Annotated in this window: 26 protein-coding genes and 2 tRNA genes (1 of these 28 running past the window's edge); 1 reads left to right on the plus strand and 27 read right to left on the minus strand. The window is 36.5% G+C overall.

Translation table 11 applies throughout. The annotated features are described in order from the left end of the window. The 21 genes from lysS to WCV66_RS03130 all read right to left on the minus strand — a co-directional run. Positions 1-914, minus strand: the 5' portion of a protein-coding gene (gene lysS / locus WCV66_RS03030) for a lysine--tRNA ligase (RefSeq protein ID WP_338787865.1). It extends 586 nt beyond the left edge of the window; only the first 914 of its 1,500 coding nucleotides appear in the window; the start codon lies at positions 912-914; its stop codon lies beyond the left edge, outside the window. A 134-nt stretch (positions 915-1,048) separates the two neighbouring features. Continuing rightward, on the minus strand, positions 1,049-2,050 hold the full coding sequence (gene dusB / locus WCV66_RS03035; RefSeq protein ID WP_338787866.1) for a tRNA dihydrouridine synthase DusB: 1,002 nt from the start codon (positions 2,048-2,050) through the stop codon (positions 1,049-1,051). Between the two features lie 27 nt (positions 2,051-2,077). After that, positions 2,078-2,281, minus strand: coding sequence for a helix-turn-helix domain-containing protein (locus tag WCV66_RS03040; RefSeq protein WP_066333393.1), 204 nt, complete (start codon positions 2,279-2,281; stop codon positions 2,078-2,080). Further along, positions 2,233-2,760, minus strand: coding sequence for a 2-amino-4-hydroxy-6-hydroxymethyldihydropteridine diphosphokinase (folK, locus tag WCV66_RS03045; protein ID WP_338787867.1), 528 nt, complete (start codon positions 2,758-2,760; stop codon positions 2,233-2,235). The genes WCV66_RS03040 and folK overlap by 49 nt, the downstream gene beginning before the upstream one ends. Beyond that, complete coding sequence (folB, locus tag WCV66_RS03050) at positions 2,757-3,119, minus strand: dihydroneopterin aldolase (RefSeq protein WP_338789388.1); 363 nt, start codon at positions 3,117-3,119, stop codon at positions 2,757-2,759. The genes folK and folB overlap by 4 nt, the downstream gene beginning before the upstream one ends. Beyond that, positions 3,112-3,963 (minus strand): dihydropteroate synthase, encoded by an 852-nt coding sequence (folP, locus tag WCV66_RS03055; RefSeq protein WP_066333401.1) that lies wholly within the window; start codon positions 3,961-3,963, stop codon positions 3,112-3,114. Before folP ends, folB begins: the two co-directional genes overlap by 8 nt. A 15-nt stretch (positions 3,964-3,978) precedes the next feature. Continuing rightward, entirely contained in the window at positions 3,979-4,839 is an 861-nt protein-coding gene (gene pabC, locus WCV66_RS03060; protein ID WP_338787868.1) for an aminodeoxychorismate lyase, read from the minus strand. Position 4,840: 1 nt separating this feature from the next. After that, a complete protein-coding gene (gene pabA, locus WCV66_RS03065; RefSeq protein ID WP_066333410.1) occupies positions 4,841-5,428 on the minus strand; it encodes an aminodeoxychorismate/anthranilate synthase component II in 588 nt (195 codons plus the stop codon). A gap of 10 nt (positions 5,429-5,438) precedes the next feature. After that, the gene (locus WCV66_RS03070; RefSeq protein WP_338787869.1) at positions 5,439-6,857 is read right to left on the minus strand and encodes an anthranilate synthase component I family protein; all 1,419 of its coding nucleotides are present in this window, start codon (positions 6,855-6,857) and stop codon (positions 5,439-5,441) included. A 205-nt stretch (positions 6,858-7,062) separates the two neighbouring features. Then, positions 7,063-7,986, minus strand: a complete 924-nt coding sequence (gene cysK, locus WCV66_RS03075) for a cysteine synthase A (RefSeq protein WP_338787870.1) — start codon at positions 7,984-7,986, stop codon at positions 7,063-7,065. 108 nt (positions 7,987-8,094) lie between these two features. Beyond that, the gene (locus tag WCV66_RS03080) at positions 8,095-8,979 is read right to left on the minus strand and encodes a peptidyl-prolyl cis-trans isomerase (protein WP_338787872.1); all 885 of its coding nucleotides are present in this window, start codon (positions 8,977-8,979) and stop codon (positions 8,095-8,097) included. Between the two features lie 21 nt (positions 8,980-9,000). Beyond that, on the minus strand, positions 9,001-9,876 hold the full coding sequence (hslO, locus tag WCV66_RS03085) for an Hsp33 family molecular chaperone HslO (RefSeq protein WP_338787873.1): 876 nt from the start codon (positions 9,874-9,876) through the stop codon (positions 9,001-9,003). Between the two features lie 97 nt (positions 9,877-9,973). After that, positions 9,974-10,768 (minus strand): type III pantothenate kinase, encoded by a 795-nt coding sequence (locus WCV66_RS03090; protein WP_066333424.1) that lies wholly within the window; start codon positions 10,766-10,768, stop codon positions 9,974-9,976. A gap of 109 nt (positions 10,769-10,877) precedes the next feature. Next, positions 10,878-12,818 carry an ATP-dependent zinc metalloprotease FtsH gene (ftsH, locus tag WCV66_RS03095; protein WP_066333431.1) on the minus strand — a complete coding sequence of 647 codons (1,941 nt, stop codon included), beginning with the start codon at positions 12,816-12,818 and terminating at the stop codon, positions 10,878-10,880. 108 nt (positions 12,819-12,926) lie between these two features. Beyond that, positions 12,927-13,463, minus strand: a complete 537-nt coding sequence (hpt, locus tag WCV66_RS03100; RefSeq protein ID WP_066333434.1) for a hypoxanthine phosphoribosyltransferase — start codon at positions 13,461-13,463, stop codon at positions 12,927-12,929. A 21-nt stretch (positions 13,464-13,484) separates the two neighbouring features. Next, entirely contained in the window at positions 13,485-14,870 is a 1,386-nt protein-coding gene (tilS, locus tag WCV66_RS03105) for a tRNA lysidine(34) synthetase TilS (RefSeq protein WP_338787874.1), read from the minus strand. A 133-nt stretch (positions 14,871-15,003) separates the two neighbouring features. After that, positions 15,004-16,029, minus strand: a complete 1,026-nt coding sequence (locus WCV66_RS03110; RefSeq protein WP_338787875.1) for a protein kinase domain-containing protein — start codon at positions 16,027-16,029, stop codon at positions 15,004-15,006. Next, on the minus strand, positions 16,013-16,750 hold the full coding sequence (locus WCV66_RS03115) for a VWA domain-containing protein (RefSeq protein ID WP_066333453.1): 738 nt from the start codon (positions 16,748-16,750) through the stop codon (positions 16,013-16,015). Before WCV66_RS03115 ends, WCV66_RS03110 begins: the two co-directional genes overlap by 17 nt. Positions 16,751-16,876: 126 nt before the next feature. Next, positions 16,877-19,348 (minus strand): stage II sporulation protein E, encoded by a 2,472-nt coding sequence (spoIIE, locus tag WCV66_RS03120; protein ID WP_338787876.1) that lies wholly within the window; start codon positions 19,346-19,348, stop codon positions 16,877-16,879. A gap of 250 nt (positions 19,349-19,598) precedes the next feature. Continuing rightward, positions 19,599-19,670, minus strand: a tRNA-Glu gene (locus WCV66_RS03125). A 93-nt stretch (positions 19,671-19,763) separates the two neighbouring features. Then, positions 19,764-19,840 (minus strand) — tRNA-Met (locus tag WCV66_RS03130). A 432-nt stretch (positions 19,841-20,272) separates the two neighbouring features. On the opposite strand from WCV66_RS03130, the gene WCV66_RS03135 reads away from it, so the two are divergent. After that, positions 20,273-21,841, plus strand: coding sequence for an IS1182 family transposase (locus tag WCV66_RS03135; protein ID WP_338787830.1), 1,569 nt, complete (start codon positions 20,273-20,275; stop codon positions 21,839-21,841). 130 nt (positions 21,842-21,971) lie between these two features. On the opposite strand, the gene WCV66_RS03140 is transcribed toward WCV66_RS03135, so the two are convergent. The 6 genes from WCV66_RS03140 to mazG all read right to left on the minus strand — a co-directional run bounded on the left by WCV66_RS03140 (position 21,972) and on the right by mazG (position 25,927). Further along, positions 21,972-22,433 (minus strand): S1 domain-containing RNA-binding protein, encoded by a 462-nt coding sequence (locus WCV66_RS03140; protein WP_207982025.1) that lies wholly within the window; start codon positions 22,431-22,433, stop codon positions 21,972-21,974. A gap of 87 nt (positions 22,434-22,520) precedes the next feature. Further along, complete coding sequence (locus WCV66_RS03145) at positions 22,521-22,889, minus strand: FtsB family cell division protein (protein WP_066333464.1); 369 nt, start codon at positions 22,887-22,889, stop codon at positions 22,521-22,523. A gap of 11 nt (positions 22,890-22,900) precedes the next feature. Next, a complete protein-coding gene (gene yabQ, locus WCV66_RS03150; protein WP_338787877.1) occupies positions 22,901-23,536 on the minus strand; it encodes a spore cortex biosynthesis protein YabQ in 636 nt (211 codons plus the stop codon). Next, a complete protein-coding gene (gene yabP, locus WCV66_RS03155; protein ID WP_066333471.1) occupies positions 23,533-23,844 on the minus strand; it encodes a sporulation protein YabP in 312 nt (103 codons plus the stop codon). Before yabP ends, yabQ begins: the two co-directional genes overlap by 4 nt. 346 nt (positions 23,845-24,190) lie before the next feature. After that, a complete protein-coding gene (locus tag WCV66_RS03160) occupies positions 24,191-24,454 on the minus strand; it encodes an RNA-binding S4 domain-containing protein (protein WP_066333476.1) in 264 nt (87 codons plus the stop codon). 12 nt (positions 24,455-24,466) lie between these two features. After that, positions 24,467-25,927 (minus strand): nucleoside triphosphate pyrophosphohydrolase, encoded by a 1,461-nt coding sequence (gene mazG / locus WCV66_RS03165; protein ID WP_338787879.1) that lies wholly within the window; start codon positions 25,925-25,927, stop codon positions 24,467-24,469. Positions 25,928-25,936: the final 9 nt, after the last annotated feature.

Consider the following 25,936-nt stretch of genomic DNA (forward strand, 5'->3'; position numbering starts at 1 on the left):
GTTGTACCTAATACCTCTTTCGCTATATGTGCAATAACATTTTCTGTTAATGACATAATATCCTGATAATCCGCATATGCTTCATAAAGTTCGATCATTGTGAACTCAGGGTTATGTCGTGTAGAAACACCTTCATTTCTAAATACGCGCCCAATTTCATATACTTTTTCTAATCCACCAACAATTAAACGTTTCAAGTGAAGTTCAATAGCTATCCGCATGTATAAAGGCATATCTAATGCATTGTGATGAGTTATAAATGGACGAGCAGAAGCACCACCAGGAATTGCATGCATAGTAGGTGTTTCAACTTCCAAATATCCTTGGTCATCTAAATAACGACGCATTGCTTGAATAATTTTACTACGAGTAATAAAAGTTTTTTTACTTTCAGGACTCATAATAAGATCTACGTATCTTTGACGATAACGTTGCTCAATATCCTTTAAACCATGGAATTTATCTGGTAATGGTCTTAGGGATTTCGTTAATAGTTCAAAGGTCTTTACTTTAATCGATAACTCTCCAACTTGTGTCTTAAACACAACACCAGTTACACCGATAATATCACCAAGATCTGCTGTATTAAAAATTTCATAGGCATCTTCACCAATCGCGTCCTTACGAACATAGATTTGAATTTGACCAGATAAATCTTGGATATGTGCGAAACCCGCTTTTCCTTTTCCACGCTTAGTCATAATACGACCCGCTATCGTAACAGAAACAGCCTTTTCTTCTAGTTCTTCTTTATCAAAATCGTTATATGAAGCAAGAATATCAGCTGTTTGATGAGATCTTTCAAAGCGTTTACCAAATGGGTCTAATCCTTTTTCCTTTAAAGTATGTAGTTTCTCACGTCTTACCTTTAGCTGGTCAGTTAATTCTTCTTGATTCAATTCATCGTGACTCATAATTAACAACTCCTATTGTTTACTAAATAAAAAGCAGAAAACTGCCAGGGGATACTGGCAGTAAAACAACATAACGTTAACCAATAAAGTGAGAATTCATAAAATGGGGTTTCCCACTGAATCTCGCCTAATACTTATCCTACTTGACTAGCACTTTCTTGCTTTGCTTCAATTTCTAAAACAAACTCATCTAATAGTGTAACAAGTTCGTCTCTTGTGTTCATTAAATTAATTTCATTTCTTACTTTCGCATTACCTCTAATACCCTTAAGATACCAAGCAGCATGCTTTCTCATTTCTCGGACTGCTATATTCTCATTTTTAAGAGCTATTAAACGGTCTAAGTGGAGTTTACAAACCTCCATTTTCTCGCGTACACCTGGCTCACCCAATAATTCACCAGTTTCTAGATACTTAACTGTACGATAAATCATCCAAGGGTTTCCTAATGCAGCACGACCAATCATGACTCCATCTACACCTGTTTCATCAAGCATACGCTTAGCGTCCAGCGGTGTCGTAACATCACCGTTCCCAATAACCGGAATATTTACAGATTCCTTTACCTCTTTAATGATATCCCAATTTGCAGTCCCTTCATACATTTGTACTCGTGTACGTCCATGTACTGCTACTGCCTTACCACCTGCCCGTTCAACTGCTTGGGCATTTCTAACAGCATAAATATGCTCATCATCCCAGCCCATGCGCATTTTTACTGTTACTGGCTTCTCTACAGCTTCAACCACAGCAGAAACCATATCATAGATTTTATTCGGATCTAATAGCCATTTTGCACCTGCATCACATTTCGTTATCTTCGGGACTGGACACCCCATATTTATGTCTATAATATCAGCTGTTGTATTTTTATCAACAAATTTAGCAGCCTCTACTAGTGTTTCTTTCTCGCCACCAAAGATTTGTAGACTTAAAGGTTTTTCACGCTCATCAATATAAAGCATTCCCATTGTTTTTGCGTTATTAATTAAAATTGCTTTATCACTGACCATTTCTGCACAAACTAAGCCAGCACCAAATTCTTTAACCGTTAAACGGAAGGCTGCGTTACATACACCAGCCATTGGAGCTAATACGACTCTATTTTTTAATTCAATATCACCAATTTTAAACATACTTCTAACCTCCTTTCCTTTTGTTGTTTAATTTGGGGTTAGCTCTTCTACTGATACATTAAGAGCTTTAGCTACCTCTTCAATAAATTTTTTGTTGGGTTCACGATTGCCTCTTTCTATTTCACCTAGAACAGAAACAGAAACACCAAGATCCTTCGCAAAACTCTCTTGGGTAAAGCCTTTTAACTTTCTAAAAGCGCGAATACGTCTACCCCATTTTTCTGCTTCCATATTCGTACTCCTTCTTTATCTTGTAATTGATCTATGATAGATGAAAGTGGTTCTTCTATAGTAGGAATGCAGATGTTCTTGTTTAGTTCAAATAAAGGAATTAAAACAAAGGCACGTTCATGCATTCTTGGGTGTGGAACAATAAGATGCTCTGCATCAATATTTTCATGATTATAAAGCAAAATGTCAAGGTCTAATGTTCGAGGACCCCATTTCACCTCACGTTTTCGATCAAGAAATATTTCGGTTTCTTGCAACACATTTAATAGTTCAAATGCTGAAAGATCAGTGTTTATCTTAATCACCATATTTAAAAATTCATCTTGATCTTTATAGCCAACTGGATCAGTTTCATAAATTGAGGAAATATCTTCTACATGTATCGAAGGGTGAAGATGCAACTTTCGAATAGCTTTTTTTAAAAATCCTTCACGGTTTCCCATATTTGATCCAAGTGCAACATATGCTTCTACTTTCATGTCCTACCCCTTTTGATTTCAACAGCTACTTCTTTATAATGACCTGGAATTGGCGGATCAGGTTTTATCATTTTTACCGTACAATAGTGAACAATGTTAAAATCCGCTAATATTTCCTTGGCAATTTGTTCAGCAACTGCCTCAACAAGCTTATATGGTTTACCTTCTACAATTTTTTTACAACAATTATAGAGTGATGCATAATTTGCAGTATGCTCTAAATTGTCTGATTCCCCTGCATTTTTCAAATCTAATTCTACAGTTAAATCAACTCTAAATCTTTGACCAAGTTTATTTTCTTCCCTAAGAACACCATGATACCCATAAAACTCCATACCATTTACATGAATTTTATCGATGATCTTGCCCCCCTTTTCCAAGCATTGCATCCATCATTTTAGCCATCCTTGACATCTCTAACACGTCATGAATTCGGATAATTTGGCATCCCTTTTCAATCCCTAAGCAAATGGTTGCACCTGTTCCTTCCAGTCGTTCAGTTGGAGGTAAATCTAAAACATATCCGATAAAAGATTTTCTTGATGTACCTAATAATACAGGATAACCTAACTGAACAAAAGAATCTAAATGTCTCATCACAAGTAAATTATCATCCATCGTTTTTGCAAAACCTACGCCCGGATCTAGAATAATTTTTTCATCCTTTACTCCAGCATCCTTTACAAGCTTAACTGACTCCATTAAATCAACAATCATATCTGGAATTAATTGATCATAGTCACGATTATGTCGGTTATGCATAAGGATAATTGGTACATCATATGTCGCAGCTACTTTACCCATATCAGGATCTGCCTTTGCGCCCCAAATATCATTGATGATTGTTGCACCCGCTTCAATGGCTTGCTTAGCAACCTCAGCTTTATACGTATCAATAGAGATCGGTACATCTATTTCCTTGCAAAGCTTACGAATTACCGGTATGGTCCGTTCTATTTCCTGTTCAACTGATACTGGATCAAACCCAGGCCTTGTTGATTCTCCCCCAATATCAATAATATCAGCACCATTTTTAATCATTTCCTTAGCATGAAAAATAGCCTTATCTATATCGACATACTTACCGCCATCTGAAAAGGAATCAGGTGTTGTATTTAAAATCCCCATTATTTGAGTTTTCCCACTGTAATCAAGGGTATATTTCCCACATTGAATTGTTTGTTGTTTTGTTGCAAATTTCATTTTTTATTCAATCCTTTACAACTGATCTATACTTAATAGTTTCGACCGATAATGGCAATATAACTCACTGATCTTCTGTACAATTATTCCATTATTGCCCTCAAAAACATATTCATCCACTTTCTTTACTGGAACAACCTCTTGAGAAGAATTTGTAATCATTACTTCTGTTGCATCTAATAATTCTTTTTTTGAGTAAAATCCTTCGCGAATTGGAATCCCAAGCTTATCCAAGCATTTTATGACAAATTGTCTAGTAATCCCATTTAATATACCTGTTTCTACTGAAGGGGTGTATACAATACCTTCTTTCACCCAAAAAATATTTGAAACAATCCCTTCTGCAACATACCCTTGTTCAGTTAAAAAGATCCCTTCCATATCCGGAGACTCTCGTAATTCACGCTTCCCTAAAATATTATTTAAATAGTGATGGGATTTTAATCTATGCGTCCCTTCCGGTGTATTTCTACGCAACTGTAAAATTGCAGTACTTTTTTCTGCATTCCGGATTGGGGGTGCCTTACGTAAGAAACAAAGAACAGTAGGATGATTATACGGTTGCAAAAGCTTACCTACCTCGCCATTTCCTGCAGAAATATTTAAACGGACAGTAACATCCTCTTCCTCAAGATGATTTAACCGTAGCAGTTTCTGAAGCATTTCATAAACGTACTCAGTGTCAATCCTATACGAGATTTCTAGCTCGTCCAAGGCATGTTGCAGCCTAGTTAAATGGTCATGGAGAAGAAAAGGGAAAGCTCTATACATCTTGAAGGTTTCAAAGGCTCCTAAGCCATAAAGAAAGCCATGATCAAATGGAGAAATCGTGGCTTCAGTATCTTTAATAAACTTTGAGTTGCAATATATATACACGTTACGAACTCTTTTCTACTAATTTATATTGATTGATAAAGTTCTTTAATAAATCTTTACCAAATGAAGTCATAATTGATTCAGGGTGAAATTGAACACCTTCGATAGGCAAAGTTTTATGACGGATCGCCATAATTTCATTTTCATCTGTCCAAGCTGTTACCTCCAAGCAATCCGGCAATGTCTCATTCTTCACAATTAACGAGTGATAGCGTGTTGCTGTAAAAGGATTGTCCATATCTTTGAATAATGTTTCTCCATTGTGGTTTATCTCTGATGTTTTTCCATGCATTAATCGTTCAGCACGCACAACATCCCCACCAAATACTTGAGCAATGGATTGATGACCGAGACACACGCCAAATATAGGAATTTTTCCAGCAAAATACTCAATTGCTTCCATACTAATCCCTGCTTCATTTGGACTACATGGTCCTGGAGAAATCATTAGAAATTGCGGATTTAGCTCTTCAATTTCCGAAATGGTGATTTCGTCGTTACGTTTTACTATCAACTCTTCTCCAAGTTCACCCAAATATTGCACTAAATTAAACGTAAAAGAATCATAATTATCAATCATTAAAATCACTATACTCACCTCAGCCTAATATTTTCTCTTCTTTACTCAACTCAATTGCTTTAATCATAGCTCTTGCCTTTTTTAAAGACTCTTTATATTCATACTCTGGATTAGAATCAATAACAATACCTGCTCCAGATTGTACATACCCATAACCATCTTTAGCCAGTAACGTACGGATGACGATATTTAGCTCCATGTTTTCATCAAAGCCAATCCAACCTATGGAACCTGTATAAATTCCTCGCCTTGTAGGCTCCAGCTCCTCAATTATTTCCATCGTTCGCACTTTAGGTGCTCCTGTTATTGTACCACCAGGAAAGGTCGCTTTGATAACATCTGCATAATTTGCTTCTTTTTTTAAATTCCCTTTTACATTCGAAACAATATGCATAACATGTGAATATTTCTCAATGACCATAAATTCATCCACATGGACAGATCCATACTCACAAACTCTTCCTAAATCATTTCTCTCTAAATCAACAAGCATGACATGCTCGGCTCTTTCCTTCTCATTTTCAATTAATTCATTTGCAAGTCTTGTATCCTCTTCTTCATTCTTGCCTCTAGATCTTGTCCCAGCAATTGGCCGGGTACTTACAGAGCTACCTTGTTTTTTCACCAATAGCTCGGGTGATCCACTCACAATTTGAAACTCAGGAAAATGCAAATATCCCATATAAGGAGAAGGATTAATCTTTCGCAATACTTCATAGATCTCAAGTGGATAATTACCTTCTAATTGAAAGTGTTGTCTAATAGACAAATTCACTTGAAACACATCACCTTGAGAAATATATTGTTTAATTTTTTCAACTGCTTTCATGAAAGAGGATTTAGAGAAGGTAATTGGTTCTTTCATAGCTGAATTGTGTACTTCTTTTACATGTTTTTGTATATTCGGCCTATTAGTCCAATTTTCCTTCATCTTTTCCAACTTCGCTTTGGCAGCCTGTTCTTCCTGCTTATCATAATAATGTGTGATCAACCAGAGCTTGGATGTGTGATGGTCAAAAACAGCAACATCATCAAAAAGCAAAAAATACAAATCAGGCGTCTCTAAATCATCAACTGCAACACTAGGTAGCTTTTCGAAATACCTAACACAATCATAGCTCATAAAGCCAATCGCACCACCTTGAAAATCTGGTAGGCTTGGATCTGTTATCGTTTGAAATTGACGAAACCAATTTTGAAAAAGATCAAGCGGCTCCCCTTCTAAAACATTCATCCCTTGCTTATCAGTAATGAAAAGCTGATGGTTTTTTCCCTTTACAGTAGCAATCGGTCTTATACCAGCAATACTGTATCTACCACCTCTACCACTTTCCAAAAATGCATGCTGATCTTCATCTCTTGTTAAATACTTATATTGGTCAAAAAAGTTGCCCTTATAATCAAAACTTATGCTTAAAGATGCCCTTCGTTGCTGCATGACAAATCTCTCCTTTAAAACTCTTACTTACATTTTACATAAATGTACGGGAGAAACCATAATGATTTTATTATTTTATTTAAAATGTAAGACCTAGTGCTTTTAGTATGCTGCAATCCTCAATGCATATAATGATATAAAGAAAAGAGGTTGACCTTTTTAGTCAAACCTCTTTTCAAGCTATTTTACGGGTATTAAACCGATATTAATCGAATTGGTATAATGGAGTACTTAAGTAGCGCTCTCCATTACTAGGAAGCACTGCAAGAACCTTCTTACCCTTTCCAAGCTCTTTTGCTACCTTTAACGCAGCAGAAATTGCCGCACCAGATGAAATTCCACCTAGAATGCCTTCTTCCTTAGCTGCTCTTCTAGCTGTTTCAAACGCTTCTTCATTTTTAACAGTAATAACTTCATCATAAATGTTTGTATTTAAAGTATCTGGAACAAATCCTGTACCGATACCTTGGATTTTATGCGGACCAGGTTTTCCACCTGAAAGAATTGCTGAATCTGCAGGTTCTAATCCATAAATTTTTATAGATGGATAGTTCTCCTTAAGAACTGACCCTACTCCTGTAATTGTTCCACCTGTACCAATTCCAGAAACGAAGGCATCTAATTGCTCACCCATTTGTGACACAATTTCCTTACCTGTTGTTAAGCGGTGAATTTCAGGATTTGCTTCATTTTTGAATTGTTGAGGCATAAAGTAGCCGTGCTTTTTTGATAGCTCTTCTGCTTTACGAATCGATCCTGATATACCTTCAGAACCTGGAGTTAAAACAAGTTCAGCTCCATAAGCACGCAACAAGTTTCTACGCTCCATACTCATTGTGTCAGGCATAACGATAATAGCTTTTAGACCTTTAGCAGCTGCTACCATTGCAAGTCCAATACCAGTGTTTCCACTAGTTGGCTCAATGATTGTATCTCCAGCTTTTAAATCGCCGCTTTTCTCAGCAGCCTCAATCATAGCAAGAGCAATACGATCTTTGACACTACTACCTGGATTCATAAATTCAAGCTTCAAGTAAACGTCAGCACTATTGTCATCTACAAGTCTATTTAACTTAACTATTGGTGTTTCCCCGATTAATTCATGTATAGAATTTGCTACGCGTGCCATATTCTTCCTCCTCTATCCCGAGTAAATTTATTGGATTTATATGTAATATAACAATTCTTTTCATAATTGTCAAAACCTTTTATGCTATTTGAACTATTTTTTTACTACTTACTTTCCATAAAACCAAGTAACATTCATTTCTTCCCACAATGGTTCAACTGTCACAGAACCATCCATCTGCTCTAAAGCAATTTGTCTCCGGATTTGTTCCTTTACATCCTCATAGCTGTAGGATTTCCCTTCAAGCCTTTCGTGAAGTAAAATAACTGCATAACCTGTTTCGACTTTGAATGGATCACTCCACTCTCCTTCACTTAACTTAGGCGCTATCTCGAGATACTCATTAGACATAAACTCATTATCTTTCGAAACAAATCCAATATCACCACCTGAATTAGCCGTAAATTCATCTAGTGATTTTTCTAGGGCTAACGCTTCAAAGCTAGAACCACCTTTAAGCTCCTCTACGATTAAGTCTGCTTCATTTTCTGTTTCGACGATTATATGTGATAAATGATAGGATACATCTATATTATATAAATCTTTATTCTCTTCATAAAAAGCCTTCATTTCTTTTTCAGGAATTGTTACATCTCTAGTAAGGATCTCTTCTAACAAGATACTATACCGTATCTGATCTCTCCAAGTGCCTTCATCTAACGAATTATACATTGATTTATAAACAGCTAGCTCTCGTTCAATTACCTCATCAGAAACAGTAATTTTATATTTTTCTGCCAACTCTTCCACTACTCTAATATTAATTAATTCCTTTAACGTTTCCTTCCCAAAACGAGACTCAAGCTCAGCCATCCATTGTTCTCTAGTAATGGAGATTTCCCCAATAGTAGCAATTGTTTCACTTGTTTGGTCATTACTCGAAACAGGAATAACATTTCGCTCTTTTGAAAGAAAATAGCCAACTGTAAAGCAATTTATAATAACCAAACAAAAGATAACACTCCATAACGTTTTTCCACTCAATTTCTCCACTCCTAGTAATTCAACAGACGTTTATTTCGCTTCTTTCTTTAGTTCCTCTAGATCCTCTCTAGTTAGCAAATAGACCTCATTGCAAAAATGACATTGAGCCTCAGCTTGCCCTTCTTCATCAATCATAGATTGAATTTCTTCCTCACCTAAACTTACAACGGCATTCTCAATACGTTCCTTAGAACATTGACATTGAAATTTTACTGGTTGTTTTTCTAAAATTTTAACGTTTCCTTGTCCAAGAACCTCTTCTAAAATTTCCTCTGGAGTTAGCCCTCGTTGGATTAACTTCGAAATAGGATCAATTTTGCTAAGTCTTTCTTCTATTTTTGTAATTGTTTCATCATCTGTCCCAGGAAGTAGCTGAATGATAAATCCACCAGAGGCTAATATCGTATTATCAGGATTTACTAGGACTCCAACACCAACTGATGATGGAATTTGTTCAGATGTAACCAAATAATAAGTGAAATCCTCACCAAGCTCTCCTGATACAATTGGTACTTGCCCAGAGAAATGGTCCTTTAATCCAAGGTCCTTTACAATTGTTAAATTTCCCTCTGTACCTACAGCTCTGGCAACGTCAAGCTTTCCTTTATTATTTAACTCAAAATGGGTTTGAGGATTCGTTACATATCCACGTACTTCTCCTTTAGAGTTACTATCTACTAAAATTGCCCCAATTGGCCCGCCGCCCTCAACTTTTATGGTAAGCTTAGCGTTTCCTTTTAACATAGAACCCATCATGACTCCAGCCGTCATAGCTCGTCCTAAGGCCGCAGATGCAGTTGGCCATGTTTGATGTCTTTTTTGAGCCTCAGAGATTGTCTCAGTTGTCTTTGCTGCATAAGCTCTTACTTGGCCATTATATGCTAATGCCTTTATTAAATAATCCATGGTGTTAGACTCCCTTCGAGTAACGTTTCAATATAAAAATTCAAGTATATACCACTTAATTTCTACTCATAACAGTAGTACTAAGCAGAGCCAAATTTTATAAACTGTGCTCTGTTCCCAATTCCTTTAATGTGTTTCGTTCATAAATTAACTGTAAACCTCTTAGTGTTAAAAATGGGTCAACAATATCAATACAATCTGATTCCCTCGCTATTAATGATGCAAGACCACCTGTTGCAATAACTTTTGGCACTTCCTTTGATTGATCTTTAATTCTTTTAACAATTCCCTCTACTTGTCCAACATATCCATATAAAATTCCAGCTTGCATCGCACTCACAGTATTCTTACCAATAATGTTATTCGGTCTCGTAATTTCTATTCTTGGTAGTTTGGCAGCTCTAGAATAGAGGGCTTCAGTAGAGATATTAATACCAGGCGCAATCGCCCCACCCATATATTGCTTATGTTCATTGATGTAACAATATGTAGTAGCTGTACCAAAATCAACAATAATTAGTGGACTGCCATAATCTTGTATACCAGCAACAGCATTCACGATACGATCGGCTCCAACTTCACGAGGATTTTCGTATTTAATATTCAAGCCTGTCTTTATTCCCGGACCTACAACTAATGGTTTAACATCAAAGTACTTCATGCACATTCTTTCAAGCGCAAACATAATTGGCGGTACAACAGAAGAAATGATAATCCCTTCTATTTGTTTAAAGGGAAGACCTTCGTGTTCAAATAACCCCTTTATTACCATCCCAAACTCATCTTCCGTTTTATTACGGCTTGTTTCTATTCTCCAATGATGCTTTAAAACATCCTGATCATATACCCCTAATACAGTATTAGTATTTCCTACATCCAATACAAGAATCATTAGTATCACCACTTTATAATATTTCTTTTTACTAGTTTACATATTCCTTTTCATTTTATCAAAAAAAAGACCGATGACATATTAGTTTGCCATCGATCTTTCATCTTTATTATGATTTTTCAGAAGGATTATCTTCATCTTTTTTTGTTTGAATATTTACTTTAACATCATCAGATTTTGCATCCTTATTTTCACTATCGTTCACGATTACCGGACGATCAGGAAGCTTCCCATGCTCAACAAGACTTGCTATTTGAGCTGCATCAAGGGTTTCAATTTCTAATAATGTTTGTGCCACCAACTCTAACTTTTCACGATTTTCAGTTAAAATTTGGCGAGCACGCTCATAACTTTCTTTAATAAAGCGTTGAATTTCCATATCAATTTCATGAGCAATTGCATCACTATAGTTTTGCTCATTATGAAGGTCACGTCCTAAAAATACTTGACCTCCTTGTGCTTGACCGAATTGCAACGGACCAAGCTTTTCACTCATACCGTATTCAGTAACCATTTTCCTTGCTATACCTGTTGCTCTTTGGAAGTCATTATGTGCCCCAGTACTAACTTCTCCGAAGACAATTTCTTCTGCAACACGACCACCAAGCAAACCAGTAATTTTATCTAAAAGCTCTGGTTTTGTCATAAAGTATCGATCTTCTTTTGGGAGCATGACAGCATATCCACCAGCTTGACCACGAGGAACAATTGTAACTTTATGTACCATGTCAGCTTCATCAAGCACGACCCCAATAATGGTATGTCCTGCTTCATGATAAGCAACGATATTTCGCTCTTTCTTAGAAATAACACGGCTCTTTTTAGCTGGACCTGCAATAACGCGGTCTGTTGCTTCATCAAGGTCTGTATTATCAATTTTCTTTTTATCTCGTCTGGCAGCAACTAGAGCTGCTTCATTTAAAAGATTTTCTAAATCAGCACCTGAGAAACCTGGAGTACGAGCAGCAATTGCCTTTAAATCGACAGATTCATCAAGTGGTTTATTACGAGAATGTACTTTTAGGACAGCTTCACGGCCTGTAACATCTGGTCGGTCAACAGTAATTTGACGGTCAAAACGTCCAGGACGTAATAATGCTGGGTCAAGAATATCTGGTCTATTAGTTGCTGCAACAATGATAATACCTTCGTTTGCACCAAAACCATCCATTTCAACAAGTAACTGATTTAGTGTTTGTTCACGCTCATCGTGACCTCCACCTAAACCTGCACCACGTTGACGTCCAACGGCATCAATTTCATCAATGAAAATGATACATGGGGCATTCTTTTTCGCATTCTCAAATAAATCACGAACACGGGATGCACCAACACCGACAAACATTTCAACGAAATCAGAACCACTGATTGAGAAGAACGGCACTCCTGCTTCACCGGCAACAGCTCTTGCAAGTAAGGTTTTACCAGTACCTGGAGGTCCAACTAAAAGGACACCCTTTGGAATTCTTGCACCTAACTCTGCAAATTTACGAGGATCTTTTAAGAATTCGACTACCTCAACAAGCTCTTGCTTTTCTTCATCTGCACCAGCTACATCTTTAAACCTAACCTTCTTCTTTTCTTCGCTGTATAACTTAGCTTTACTTTTACCAAAATTCATTACACGACTACCGCCGCCTTGAGCTTGGTTAAGCAAGAAGAAGAATAAAATAAAGATAATAATGAATGGGATAATGGATGTGAAAAAAGTAACCCATCCACTTGTTTCCTCAGCAGGAGCAACATCAAGTTCTTTGACGTTATTTGCCTCAGCTGCTTTGTCAACTCGATCTAGCCCTTGTTCTGTTGGTATATATGTTAAAAAGGTTTCGTCTTCGTCATAGCCCTTCATTTTACCTCTAACCTCAAATACACCACGAACCGGCTGTACCGTCATCTCTGTTACATTCCCATTATTTAAGTCAGAAATGAAAGTATTATACGTTATTTGTTCCGTTTTAGGATTAGCACCAGTAAAGAAGCTTACAACCCCAATAATGACTAGAAATATTAATAAATAAAATATGGTATTACGGAAGATCCGATTCATTCCTTACCTCCTCCCACAGTAGACACGACTATATTAAATAGTATCATAGAAAATCATGGTAACACAACAATTTAGACTACAATGAACCTGTGTTTCAATTAATTGATATTATTGATAAATTTCAGGCTTTAAAACTCCGATATAAGGAAGATTTCGATATTTCTCAATATAATCAAGTCCATAGCCAACAACAAATGCGTCTGGAACAGCAAACCCTACATAATCAGCCTCAATATCCGCTTTTCTACCAGTTGGTTTATCAAGCAAAGTCACAATTTTAATTGATTTTGCTTTGCGATAGCGAAACAACTTAACTAAATAGCTTAAAGTTAAACCACTATCAATAATATCTTCAATAATTAAGATATCTCTTCCTTCAACAGAAGTATCTAAATCCTTAATGATCTTTACTTCTCCGGATGATACCGTGGATGTGCCATAGCTTGAAACATCCATAAAGTCCATTTCCAAATATGTATCAATATTCTTTAAAAGATCACCCATAAAAGGCATTGCGCCCTTTAGTACACCTATAGCAAGTGGAAAGCGATCATTATACTCTTCAGTTAGGGCCTTTCCTAACTCCTTCACCTTAGCTTGAATTTGTTCTTCAGTTACTAAAATTTCTTCAATATCTTGTCTCATAAAAGTGTGCCCCCTAGAAGATCATAGCTCCTTATAATGTAATACTACGTATTCATCCACGCTTCCATTTTCAGCTTCAAAAATTGATTTTTTTAAGCCTGGTAACCAAAGGATGTTCCCATCTCCATCTTCTACTATCGGCCATGAATATCGGCTTTGTAATGGTACTTTCTCATCAATAAATATATCTTTTACCTTTTTCCGACCGTTCATGCCCTTCAATTTGATTTTATCTCCCTGTTCTCTTGTTCGAACAATAAGCGGTCCAACTAACGTTTTGGGATTTAAAAGGAATGATTTATTTCCTATAGACTCAATAGAATCATTCTTTATTAATTCACACGTTATTTTATACCCATTTGGAAGTATGATAACGGAAGGGATTTCAAGATCAAAACAGTATTTCTTTACTTCATCTTGTTCAAAAGTAAACAAACAATTTTGATATGATTTAATCACTTTTAGACCGCCTGGGTAATTAAGTGAACCTGAAGGGTGATCTTGAGAGAGTAACGTCAGTAAACTCTCAATATGTATTGAAGATAGTGAAGTTGGAATATTTCCGTATAGATAGTTTAATATTAGTTGAATCCCTCTTCTTTGTAAAGGCAAAGGTAGGCTTTTAAACCTATCAATGTCTATCTCGACAGCTGACGTTTCTTTTCTTTTCAATACTGTATTCATATGTTCCTTCGTTAATACCTGTAAATACGTTTCATCCTCTAATAAGGTTTCACTAAAATACTGAAATCTTTCATGCACCAATGGGTTTTCTTTTTTCAGAAAGGGTAGCACATATTTTCTAAAGCGATTTCTAGTATAAACTGTCTTTTCATTACTCGGGTCAAACCTTGGCATTAATTGTTGATCCCTACAATACGTAAGGATATGTTCTTTTGTATACCCAAGCAAAGGCCTTATGATGTATCCATTATGAAATTTACGTTTTAACTGAATACCTGCAAGTGCCTTTCCTGTACTACCTCTTACCATCCTCATTAAGATCGTTTCGATTTGGTCATCACCGTGATGACCAAGTGCTAAGGAACTTGACTCATACTTATCTAAAACCTCTTTAAAAAAATCATATCTACACTCTCTCGAAGCTACTTGAGAACTTAAATTATGCTTAGTAGCGTACGCAGTTACATCAATTTGCTTTGCTTCACATGTTATTTGATGTTCTCTACAGAAATCGAGCACAAACAGCATTTCCTCTTCTGATTGTACACCTCTAAACATGTGATCAACATGTGCAGCAACTAGCTTTAGGTTCCACTTCTCCTTTATTTTAACTAGTAAATGGAGCAATGCTAAAGAATCTGGTCCTCCCGAAACACCAACAATAACTGTTGAATCCTTTTCAAATAATTGGTGCTTTTGAATAAGGGTATAAAATTTTTCCACCTTTTCTTCCCTCTTTTGCACAAAATCCCTTTTTTATTCACTCTCTATCCTACCATTATTTCTAAAGTAACAACAAAGGAGAAGAATGCGTTCACATATTCATCATATTTATTGAACAAATTTACAGCCATTTCTACATTAAATAGTGATAAGCATATAATGAATAAATGATAAATACTCCTAAAATAATAATAATTGTTTCAAGAAAACCACTCGTTTTTTTTCTCCTTTTTGTTTGCTTTGCCTGTTTTCTTGTTTGGTTAGCTTGAGGGTTTGCGCTTTTTGGTGACTGACTCTTTGCCTTGTTAGGTGTAGCTACTTGGGTTTTATAAGTTTTTGTTCTTGGTTTTACTTTGCTAGTTTCTACAGAAAGCAGATGAACAAAGTCTGTTTTCATTTCTAATGCACTTGTATATTTCCCTAAAAGTGCTTTTTGTAAAACTTGCTTATGTTTAAGCAAGTATGGATGTTGCTCAATTCGTTCAAATAATTGAGATTCCCCATCCACATCTACCTTTTTTGTAAAGCGTTTAGGAAATGATGCATTTATAAGGACCATCGCTACTGAAAAAAGATCGTAAGACGGCTCAGCTTTCCGCGTACCTAACCCCCAATATCCTCGGTCAAAAAACTCTGTGAACTCTTTAATTGATCTTCCTTGCTGTGTCGTACCACCAACATCGATACATCTTATTTTTGGGGGCGGGCCTGAAATTAATAAGTTTTCTGGCTTCAAGTCACCAAAAACCCACCCTTGTTGATGAAGCTTTTCTAGATTAGATAGTAACTGAAGGACCAACACATCTGCCCACACTATTCCTCGTTCTTGAATAAATTCGAGGAAGTTATTACCTTGTACATATTCCATCACATAAAAAGGAAGAATTTTTTGCGAATCTACCTTCCAATCATCTACATCAAGCAAAGAAGGTCCAAGCGAAGTACCTTGGACCTTAGAAAAACGCTTAAGCACATTTACCTCTGAAGTAATCGCCATACTATTTTCACTCAGCTTTAGAGCGACTTTCTTATTTTTACTATCAGCTAAGTATACGTTGCCTGTTGCACCTTTTCCAAGTAGCCTTAAAACGGTGTAATTCTCACCGTTCCACTTACCCCGTACTACAGTACCCGAAGAAAGATTACATACCTGATTCATCGTAGTATTCTTCTTCACTTCTTAATAAATTTCTTAGGGAACGCATCTTCTTAAAATGTTGGATTGCATCTCTTATTGCTGGACCAGTAGGTGTAATACCTCCTGTTGAAAGCTTCGGAAAAATGGACGATAGTGATTCAAGCTTAGGAGTCCAATCAAGGACCTGTTCTACCTCATCCTTTTTCCCAGGAAATACTGATACTGAATATTGATTTTCTCCAATTCTTGAATTAAGGCTAATTGAAAGGTCTAGAAGTGCTTCCTTTACTGTGGGAAGCTTCGGTTTCATACTTGCACTTGTATCAACTAATACAAGGATTTCTAAACTCACAGTTTCCCCTAGTTCATCTACAACCTCCATTACCTCTCCTCTTTTTTCAGGTGGTAACTCTTCCATTGATGTATGCTTCCCAAGAATTTGCTGGAGCTCCTTATTCACAACTCCTTGAAGTGTTTGTGTCATAGCCTTTCTTGTTACCATTTGTACAGTTTGAGATAACTGATGCGCATATACAATTTGGTGAACGCCACCACCTGACATTGCAATTCCTTCGATTTCCTGTATCGCCTTTTGGTCGATTACGTTCTCTTCTATGACACCAATTACATTTATTGTTATCCCTTGTTCCTGAGCTAATGCAGCCATTGCGATTGGATCTTCCCCATGATTTGAGCAACCGTCAGTAATTAATAAAATTTGCTTTAAATGACCCTTTGCCATATACACCCTCCTAGAGAGACGTCTAATTTTTCAAATTCAATATTCACACGTGACTTAAAAAGATTTGAATTTTCATATTAGTATCATCCTCGCCAGAAGGTAGGGTTTTTATACTCTAGTTTATTCTTAACCTATTTTTTTCTTCGTTACAGGAATACTAGCCCATTTCGGGGTATTGTGCTCAATAGATGACACAACCACCGTCATATCGTCTTCGATTTTCCCAGATCTTGTTCTGATAACTTCTTCCATAATGAGATCTGCAACCTCCTGAGGATCAGTTGTCTTAATCTCATTAATTTTCCGCTTCATCCATAAGTCATAATTCTCAACATGTTTCGGTCCCTCAAAAATACCATCACTCATCATGATAAGAAGATCTCCCGCTTTTAGCTTTTCACCCACAACATCCACGTCAAATTCATCAATAATCCCCATTGGTAGATTACTAGCCTGAATTTGAATTATTTTATCTCCCCTTTTTACAAAGCTTGGAGTGGATCCAATTTTCAAAAATTTACTACTTCCATCTTGAAGATCCACAATTGCGAGATCAAGTGTGGAGAAAATTTCATCTGTCGTCCTAAGAGATAGAATCGAATTAATCGTTTTAATCGCAACTTTTTCTTCGATCCCCGATTGTAAAATCTTTTGCAGAAGCTTAATTGTTTCATTACTTTCAAAATGGGCTCTTACACCATTCCCCATCCCGTCACTAATCGCAACAGCGTATTTCCCCACCCCTAAATCAATCATAGAATAGCTGTCACCAGATACTAGGCCACCACCTTTTGCTGCATGTGCTACACCAGTTTCAATTCTAAATTTTTTAGCCGATCCAAATGATACATGACAAAACCCATTAGGATAATTAGCACATTCCTCACTTTTCACAATAACAGACTCCTCTAAAATATCAGACAACATCGGTGCAATAATTTTTTCACATTCTCCATGACCATTACAGAATGGAATACTCATTTCAATATCTACATTACCTTGATCTAGGCTATATATATCTACATTTATAATTTCAATTCCGAAGTTTTGTAATGCATCTAGAATTTGTTCTTCCTGTACAAAGTGATTTTCTCGTTCTCTTTTAATTTCCTTCGAAAGATTCTCCATAACATGAGAGACACCCAATAATTGTTCTGCAACCAATCGTCTACTTTCTTGAACTTCTTTTTTAAGCTTTTGATTCGCTTGAAAATAATTAATTTCCTGCTCTATCGCCTCTTCTACTTTATTTGCCTTTGAACAGTGACGCGCAAATTCTTTTTTTACTTTAAGATTGTTTTGGTAAGTATGTTGTTTTGTTTCATGCATAATTGTCTGCATATAATCATAGGTTTTATCAAAGTTATCAACCCAGCACTTCTCTTTCTTAAAACAATGCTGACAGGTACTTTCAGTTATACTACTTAGAAATAAATCAGTTTCCCTTTGTTCATCATCCGTTTCTTCTTTATCATAAAAAGTCGCAAAACTCTCAGATAATGCATGAAAAACTTGAGAAAATTGATCAACACGGTGAGCTGTAACATCACGTATTTTCCGAACATATTGCTGTTGTTCCTGGGCATGTTCATTCGTACCAGGTATATGTCTCGCAAGTCTCCCTGTTATTGCTTTCGGTGTAACCAGGAATAATAAAATAGCGATCATCGACTCAAGTAAAGTAGTCATTAAGTCCGCTGAGCCTTGTCCATATAATGAAATCAGTACTGAGCCAATTAGCAGTCCAATAGCCGTTCCTATCTTTTGTCCTTCACGCAAAAGGCCACCTAATAAACCTGAGAAAGCCAGTAGACTCATATGATATAAATTCCCTACATTAGCTAAGCTTAAAATCAATCCAGTAACGACCCCTACTGTACTCCCTATACTTGAGCCTCCTATGAATGCAAACAAGAGAACAATATATCGAGAAAATATATGCTCCGCCTGGAGATTTTGATAAGAAACCCCAACAAGACCTGTCATTACGGATGCTAGTAAAATCATGATGCAAATAATTTCTTCAACCTTTAGTGATTGCTTGTACTTTCGAGCTGATATGAGTGGAATACTTTGAAGAAAAATTAACGTTAATATAAATGATAAACCAGATTCAACTCCTGCCATCATATAATCATATAATGTCAATGAGGATTTCATCGCAAAGGAATAGACAATCCTTGTTATTGCCACAGTCCCAAAGATAATAAAAGGGAGAATTTTCAATTGATCTTTAAACACATATACCGATAGTCTCTTGATTACAAGAAAGCCTATTATTGACATCACAATTATTAAGGAAACCTCTAAGGAAACTGTAGATCCACCAGCAATTAACGATAGACCTGCTAAAAGTGCTTTATCCTTTTTCATGAGTAAGACTGCTCCGAAGAATGGTAATGCGAATGGCAATACTTCCGATAAAATAATAGCTCGTCCTAATAAAAACCCAATCAAAACATACACAAGTCCTTTATGTAAGAGGAAGACCTGTAGTTTAGAAGAAAATCGATGAAAGAATCGATTGACCACTTGATGGGTTTTTGCCATGCCCAAATCCGAAATCGGCTCCATTAACCTTCTTTCCACTTTTTCCATCGTTCATTCCCCCACTAGTTCATTGTTGCTTGTAATTATATCGAAGGTTTGAACAAGATTTTGTCAAATGAAGGTAGTATATTCCAAAAACAGTTCGACTGTTTTTGAAAAATGCGACAAATATCCAAGAGTTTTGAAGTTTTTTATTATGTCTTTCGTCAAAAAGTTATGAATCAAGTGTTAGCTAGTTAGGATTATGTAAGTTAAAGGGGAAAACAAAAAAAGTTGCTAGCATTAGCAACTTTTTGTATGACCCGTACGGGATTCGAACCCGTGTTACCGCCGTGAAAGGGCGGTGTCTTAACCGCTTGACCAACGGGCCGTTTTAATTATTAGAGATTTGATACGAGATGTCAGAGTTTTTTGTATGACATACATTCATCTAACTTTCAGCATCAAATTTCTATTTCTAGAATGGTAGCGGCGGAGGGAGTCGAACCCACGACCTCACGGGTATGAACCGTACGCTCTAGCCAGCTGAGCTACACCGCCATAACATATCTCATCGTCCTCTTCTGAGGCACAAGATATATAATACAATTGAATTCAAAATTCGTCAATACAAAAATTATTTTTTAGGATTTTCAATAAGAAAAACGCAAGCGCCTTGATCAGACTAAGGCAGGCATAAGACGCTCAGGAATAGAAGACGTTCTTTGTCTTCAATTTCTGAGTGGCTTATGACCTCGAGGGGCTATTCGCTGGAACTGGATGTCATAAGCTTATCCAAAGTTCAAAATTTTTAAATTTCCTAACCGATAAAAAAGAGGCTGGGACAAAACCCACCTCTTAGATGAAAAAGCCGGTGAAATTTTACGACGAGTAAAATTTCACCGGCTTTGATTATTTTTTGAATAAAAAATAAGGACCACTTCTGATAAAATAAAGTTACCACACAAAATTTCATCCGAAAGAAGGGTCCTTATGTTTAAAAATTATACCATGAATCAATTAGTTTTGCCTTTAGATTTAGAAGTAAAATTACAAAATAATGATATCGCCTTCCATGTCCATCATTTAGTTGAAAGTATCCCTCATGAAGCGTTCGAACCATTTCTTCGAAATGAGGGTTGTCCTGCCTATCATCCACGCATGATGCTTAAAATTATCTTATGTGCCTACACACAATCTGTCTTTTCAGGGCGCAAAATTGAAGCTTTATTAAATGATAGTATCCGTATGATGTGGTTAGCTCAAGGGTATGAACCAAGCTACCGTACAATCAACCGATTCCGTGTGCAACCTGAAGTGAAAGAAATAATTCGCCAATGTTTCGTCCAATTCCGTTGCCGATTAATCGAAGAAAAACTTATCGATCAAGAAGCGATTTTTATTGATGGTACAAAGATTGAAGCGAATGCGAATAAATTTACGTTTGTCTGGAAGAAATCAATTGAGAAATATCATCAAAGTTTAATTGAAAAGTCAAACCAGCTATACAATGAGCTACTTGAGAACGAAATCATACCTGAAATTGAGCGTGAAAGCGATGAGCAGTTATCATTAGAAGAGCTCACTCAATTGGTTCAAAAAGTGGACAATGTCGTAACCGCGTATGATAAACAAATTGAAGTATCATCAGACGTGACAGAACGAAAAGCCTTAAGAAATGAACGCAAATACCCGAAACAAGTCCGTAAACAGTTGATTGATTTTGTCTTACGAAAACAGAAATACCAACAAGACTTTGAAATCTTTGGCACGCGGAATAGCTATTCTAAAACAGATCCGGATGCAACATTTATGCGAATGAAAGATGATCATATGCAAAATGGACAATTGAAAGCTGGTTACAATGTACAAATCGCAACGGAAGGTCAATACTCGCTTGCCTATAGTTTATTTTCTAACCCAACAGATACGCGTACGTTAATTCCATTTCTAGATGAGATCGAGCAGCATTATTTCGAGTTACCGAAACATCTTGTCGCAGATGCAGGTTATGGTAGTGAACAAAACTTTAATGATATCCTTTCGAACAGAAAACGAGAAGCACTTATTACCTATAACATGTATTTGAAGGAACAAAAGAAAAAGTACAAACAAAACAAATTTAATCCCGACAACTGGCAGTATGATGAAGAAACAGATACATATACATGCCCTAATCAGAAACGTCTTGAATTTCAATATCATTCTGTCCGTAATGACCGTACAGGTTTCCAACGGAATTTCAAAATCTACGAGTGCGAAGACTGTTCGGGATGCCCCTTCCGTTCATCATGTACAAAAGCAAAAGAAGGCAATAATCGAAAACTAATGGTGAATGAAAAATGGGAACAGCAAAAAGAATATGTAAGAGTGAAGCTTTCAGAAGAGGAAACGAGTGCCATCTATCGAAAACGCAAAATCGATGTGGAACCAGTTTTTGGATTCTTGAAGGCTAATTTGCGTTTCACTCGATTTTCTGTCCGAGGAAAATCGAGGGTAGAAAACGAAATGGGCCTTGCGTTAATGGCAGTGAATTTAAGAAAATTCACTGCCAGAAACTAAGGTAATAGAGGAATTTATACACAAAAATAGAGAAAGGTGAATTTGAGTACCCTCAAATTCACCTTTCTCATATCTGAAGCTAGTTATGTCCCAGCCTCTTTTACGCAAAATGTATATGAAAGCAGCAAGCTTAACCTCTTCTAGCTCCACGACCACCGCGTTTAGATTCAGTATTGCGCTTCAATGAAGACAAACGATCTTCACTATCTTTTAAGAAACGACTCATTTTTTGTTCAAAGTTTTCTTTGTTATTACTACGGAAATCATTTCCTCTTTGTCTTGGGCGATCTGAATTCCTCGGACGATCCGTGTTTCTTGGACGTTCTGGACGTTCTGAACGCTCAGGGCGCTCTGGACGATCTATTGCTTTTTTAATAGATAGACCAATTTTACCATCGTTCTCAACATTAATAACCTTTACTGTAACCTCGTCTCCGACTTTTAAGTGATCATTAATATCCTTCACATAATTATCGGCAACTTCACTGATGTGTACGAGTCCTGTTGAACCTCCTGGTAGCTCCACAAACGCTCCAAAATTAGTAATTCCCGTCACTTTACCCTGTAACTTGCTGCCAACTTCAATCGACATAAAAATAATGCTCCTCCTTAAACAGATAAAAAATCATTCGAATCTTTATTATATTATACATAAATAAAAAATCGAGTGTCAACAAGGCTAATCTTTTATATTAAAGATGATCTCATCATCATCCGATAAGAAATAGTCTCTTCTTGCAATCTTAGCAATATACTCATCATCATTAAGCTTAACGATCTCTTCTCTTAATATTTTTTCTTCTTTTTCTAATCCGGTCAGTTGTTTTTCAAGATTTTTTAATTCTTCACGCTTTTCCTCTATCGCACTTGATTGGTTGAAAATGGTGGTTACCATAATAACAGAGGAAATAATCACCAAGAGTCCGATCATTACTAACCTTCTAAACAAGCCTCTTTTACGCCTTTTTGAAAGCTGTAGTTGTCTCTCCTGCTGCTGCATATATTGTGATTGTAATTCCGTAATTTTTCTTGATCTTTCGAGACTCATACATACCCTCCTTACTTCTTCTTTATCCGTAGCCACCACGCTTTTATTTTACTAGCTATATTCTTGATTTTTTTACTGAATCCTGCTAAACGCACAATATTTTTTGTAAGAAAGTTCCTAATTGTAAACGGGACAAGCTTCCATAAAATCCGTACAAGAAATCTAACTGGTGCTAATAAAATTTTAACCAAAGAATATAGAATTTGAAAAGCCCATTTTGTTATTCTCCATAAAAAATTTAATGTACCTAGTATAACTACAATGATTAACTGCACTAGACCTACAATTGGTTTCACGAATAAAATATGACAAACCTTTAGCATAAAGCGATAGATGCTGAGGCTTGTCTGAATTAATCGTTCAAGGACACGTATATAAATTCCTTTAAGGAGACTTTGGTAGGCTGCATATCCACATAAAACAGCTAGGAAGATGTAAATTCGTAGTTCTCCTTCATTCACGAGCAGCAATAGATAGAAAAGGATAAGTCCTTGAACAACCCAAAACATAAAGTCATTGATAAAGATCACCCATCTAGCTCTCAATGGTCGCTTTAAAAAGCGACCATATGTATCGAGAGCTACACCGATCCAGCCTCCCATACCGACCATTGCTAACATTGTGTAAAACTGTGTGGTTAGCGTCATTTAAATAACTTGCTAAAGAGCCCTTTAGCTTTCTCCCCATGCTGTTCATCTAAGTAAATAAGATCAAAAATTCTGCTTCCTTTTATTGAAACAATTCCTTTATCTACATCAAGGTTTTTCATCTGAAGATTTTGACCACGAATAGCTAAAGCTCCCATAACTGTATCTAGTAGAAACTCCTCACTATCAAAGCTTTCTACTTGTTTTACGCCCGTGATCTCTAACATTTTTCTTCCCCTCATGATTACATCATGCTCTTGAATTGTACCTTTATGGACAGACGAATTGTTATCATAGTATTGATTCATGTTTTACCCCCGCATTCTAATAAAGGATTTTCCTCTACATTTGTATGTAAAAAGAATGCGGTTTAGAACAAGCTATACAGAAAAGCGCAAGTGCCTTGGTCAGTCCCTCGAGTCATAAGACAATCCATAATAGAAGGCGTTCTTTGCCTTCAATTATGGATTGGCTTATGACTCGAGGGACTAGGCGCTGGAGCTGGACACTTAGAAAAGCGGAAGTGCCTTGGTCAGCCCCGACAAGCACAAGACGATCAGGAATAAAAGGTGTTCTTTACCTTCAATTCCTGATTGGCTTGTGACCTCGAGGGACTAGGCACTGGAGCTGGACACTTAGAAAAGCGGAGGCGCCTTACTCTTGATTTACCCTCTCTTCCTTAACGACTCGGTAAAGCTCGGATGCTTCTTCTTTTCTTGTTGTTTCCTTCAAGTCAATAATTTCAACTGTCATTAGTCTTTGACCAAATCGAATTAAGAGCTCATCACCAATTTTCACATTTGAACTAGCTTTACCTGGTATGCCATTAATTGAAATTCTCCCTTGATCTGCAATTTCTTTTGCTAACGTTCTTCTTTTAATTATTCTTGATACTTTTAAAAATTTGTCTAGTCTCATACTTATCCCTCTTTATCCTAGTTTCTTTGCTTCATTCCAATATTTATCCATTTCTTCTAAGGACATGTTTTTTAACTCTATTTGATTTTCAGTCGCTTTTTTTTCTATGTAACGAAAGCGATCGTAAAACTTATTATTAGTTGAAGATAAAGCTTCTTCCGGTTCGATTTTGTAATGCCTTGCCACATTTACGAACGCAAATAGAATGTCACCAAATTCCTTCATCATTAAGAGCTCGTCTCTATTTAAATTAAGTTCTTCTTCAAATTCACTTATTTCTTCTTTTACCTTTTCCCAAGCACCATGAGTAGTAGGCCAATCAAAACCAACCTTTGCAGCCTTTTTCTGCAAGTGATAGGCTTTAGAAAGTGCTGGGAGAGCTGTTGAAACAGAATCAAGAATTGACTCTTCATCTGTAGTATCCTTTTCTTTGCGCTTAATAGCATCCCAATTCATTAAAACCTCATCACTGTCTTGAACAATCGTTTCCCCAAAAACATGTGGATGTCTACGGACCATTTTATCTGAAATTCCTTTAATCACGTCATTAATTGAGAACATCCCATCATCTTCCCCAATTTGAGCATGAAGAACAACTTGTAAAAGGACATCACCTAATTCTTCAACTATATGGTCAATATCCTCCTTCTCAATTGCCTCAAGTAATTCATAGCACTCCTCAATTAGATACTTTTTTAATGAATGATGTGTTTGCTCTTTATCCCACGGGCATCCATTTGGTCCACGTAACTGAGCAATAATTTGACGTAAGGATGTAAATTGATGGTGTAACATTTCTACATTTTTAACTGGCGGTATGTAAACACTTGTTAAATTATTTACACTTGTTTCACGGTCAAGTTCATAAAGCGCAACCTCTTTAATGATCTGTTGACTACTTCCTGCTGCCGTTACTACCACAACTTTATAATCATCAGGAAGTTGCTCCATTAACGTTAGCTTTACTTCTGATGCTACCATTTGATCATAGACCTGCGTAATGATAACATGCCCGTTTAATTGAAGTTGGTCACTTTTTAATGTTAATGCATCAACAAGTTGAAATCCTTCAATTGGGTCAATTTCTAATACCTGAAATGTCGAGTCCAGAAAGCTCTGCCCTCCTTGTACAACAATTGTATAACCCCGCTCTCTTCCCTCAGTCAGTAGAAGCTGTACAGTTTTCTCTGCTACAAGTGGGTGACCTGGTACGGCATAAACAATGTCAGTTTCGGCAGCCTTAGTTAATAAAACTTCGACAATTTTCCTATACACTTCACCAAAATCATCATTCTCTTCATAAATAAAATCAAAAGCTTCATAGGTTATTTCACTATTTAATTCATCAATAATCGGGTGCTCTTTTGTTCGCAAAAATAAATGTTCACTTTTCGTAATCAATTGATATACACCAAAAGGTAATTGGTTTAAGTCACCTGCACCTAAACCAACAATTGTGATTTGTTTAGCCATTTATGATCC

Origin of the sequence: Metabacillus rhizosphaerae, from assembly GCF_037201795.1 — a bacterium.
Lineage (GTDB): Bacteria > Bacillota > Bacilli > Bacillales > Bacillaceae > Metabacillus > Metabacillus rhizosphaerae.

Coding starts and splice junctions, on each gene's coding strand:
- ftsH (WP_066333431.1), bottom strand. CDS start 12,818: ATGAATCGGATCTTCCGTAATACCATATTTTATTTATTAATATTTCTA.
- folK (WP_338787867.1), bottom strand. CDS start 2,760: ATGAAAGTAGAAGCATATGTTGCACTTGGATCAAATATGGGAAACCGT.
- hslO (WP_338787873.1), bottom strand. CDS start 9,876: ATGGATTATTTAATAAAGGCATTAGCATATAATGGCCAAGTAAGAGCT.
- WCV66_RS03110 (WP_338787875.1), bottom strand. CDS start 16,029: ATGAATCAGGTATGTAATCTTTCTTCGGGTACTGTAGTACGGGGTAAG.
- dusB (WP_338787866.1), bottom strand. CDS start 2,050: ATGTTTAAAATTGGTGATATTGAATTAAAAAATAGAGTCGTATTAGCT.
- WCV66_RS03040 (WP_066333393.1), bottom strand. CDS start 2,281: ATGGAAGCAGAAAAATGGGGTAGACGTATTCGCGCTTTTAGAAAGTTA.
- WCV66_RS03115 (WP_066333453.1), bottom strand. CDS start 16,750: ATGGCAAAGGGTCATTTAAAGCAAATTTTATTAATTACTGACGGTTGC.
- WCV66_RS03160 (WP_066333476.1), bottom strand. CDS start 24,454: ATGAGACTAGACAAATTTTTAAAAGTATCAAGAATAATTAAAAGAAGA.
- yabQ (WP_338787877.1), bottom strand. CDS start 23,536: ATGACGCTAACCACACAGTTTTACACAATGTTAGCAATGGTCGGTATG.
- mazG (WP_338787879.1), bottom strand. CDS start 25,927: ATGGCTAAACAAATCACAATTGTTGGTTTAGGTGCAGGTGACTTAAAC.
- WCV66_RS03135 (WP_338787830.1), top strand. CDS start 20,273: ATGTTTAAAAATTATACCATGAATCAATTAGTTTTGCCTTTAGATTTA.
- folP (WP_066333401.1), bottom strand. CDS start 3,963: ATGAAATTTGCAACAAAACAACAAACAATTCAATGTGGGAAATATACC.
- yabP (WP_066333471.1), bottom strand. CDS start 23,844: ATGAATCAATACTATGATAACAATTCGTCTGTCCATAAAGGTACAATT.
- WCV66_RS03140 (WP_207982025.1), bottom strand. CDS start 22,433: ATGTCGATTGAAGTTGGCAGCAAGTTACAGGGTAAAGTGACGGGAATT.
- WCV66_RS03090 (WP_066333424.1), bottom strand. CDS start 10,768: ATGATTCTTGTATTGGATGTAGGAAATACTAATACTGTATTAGGGGTA.
- spoIIE (WP_338787876.1), bottom strand. CDS start 19,348: ATGGAAAAAGTGGAAAGAAGGTTAATGGAGCCGATTTCGGATTTGGGC.
- cysK (WP_338787870.1), bottom strand. CDS start 7,986: ATGGCACGCGTAGCAAATTCTATACATGAATTAATCGGGGAAACACCA.
- WCV66_RS03070 (WP_338787869.1), bottom strand. CDS start 6,857: ATGCAGCAACGAAGGGCATCTTTAAGCATAAGTTTTGATTATAAGGGC.
- hpt (WP_066333434.1), bottom strand. CDS start 13,463: ATGAGACAAGATATTGAAGAAATTTTAGTAACTGAAGAACAAATTCAA.
- WCV66_RS03145 (WP_066333464.1), bottom strand. CDS start 22,889: ATGAGTCTCGAAAGATCAAGAAAAATTACGGAATTACAATCACAATAT.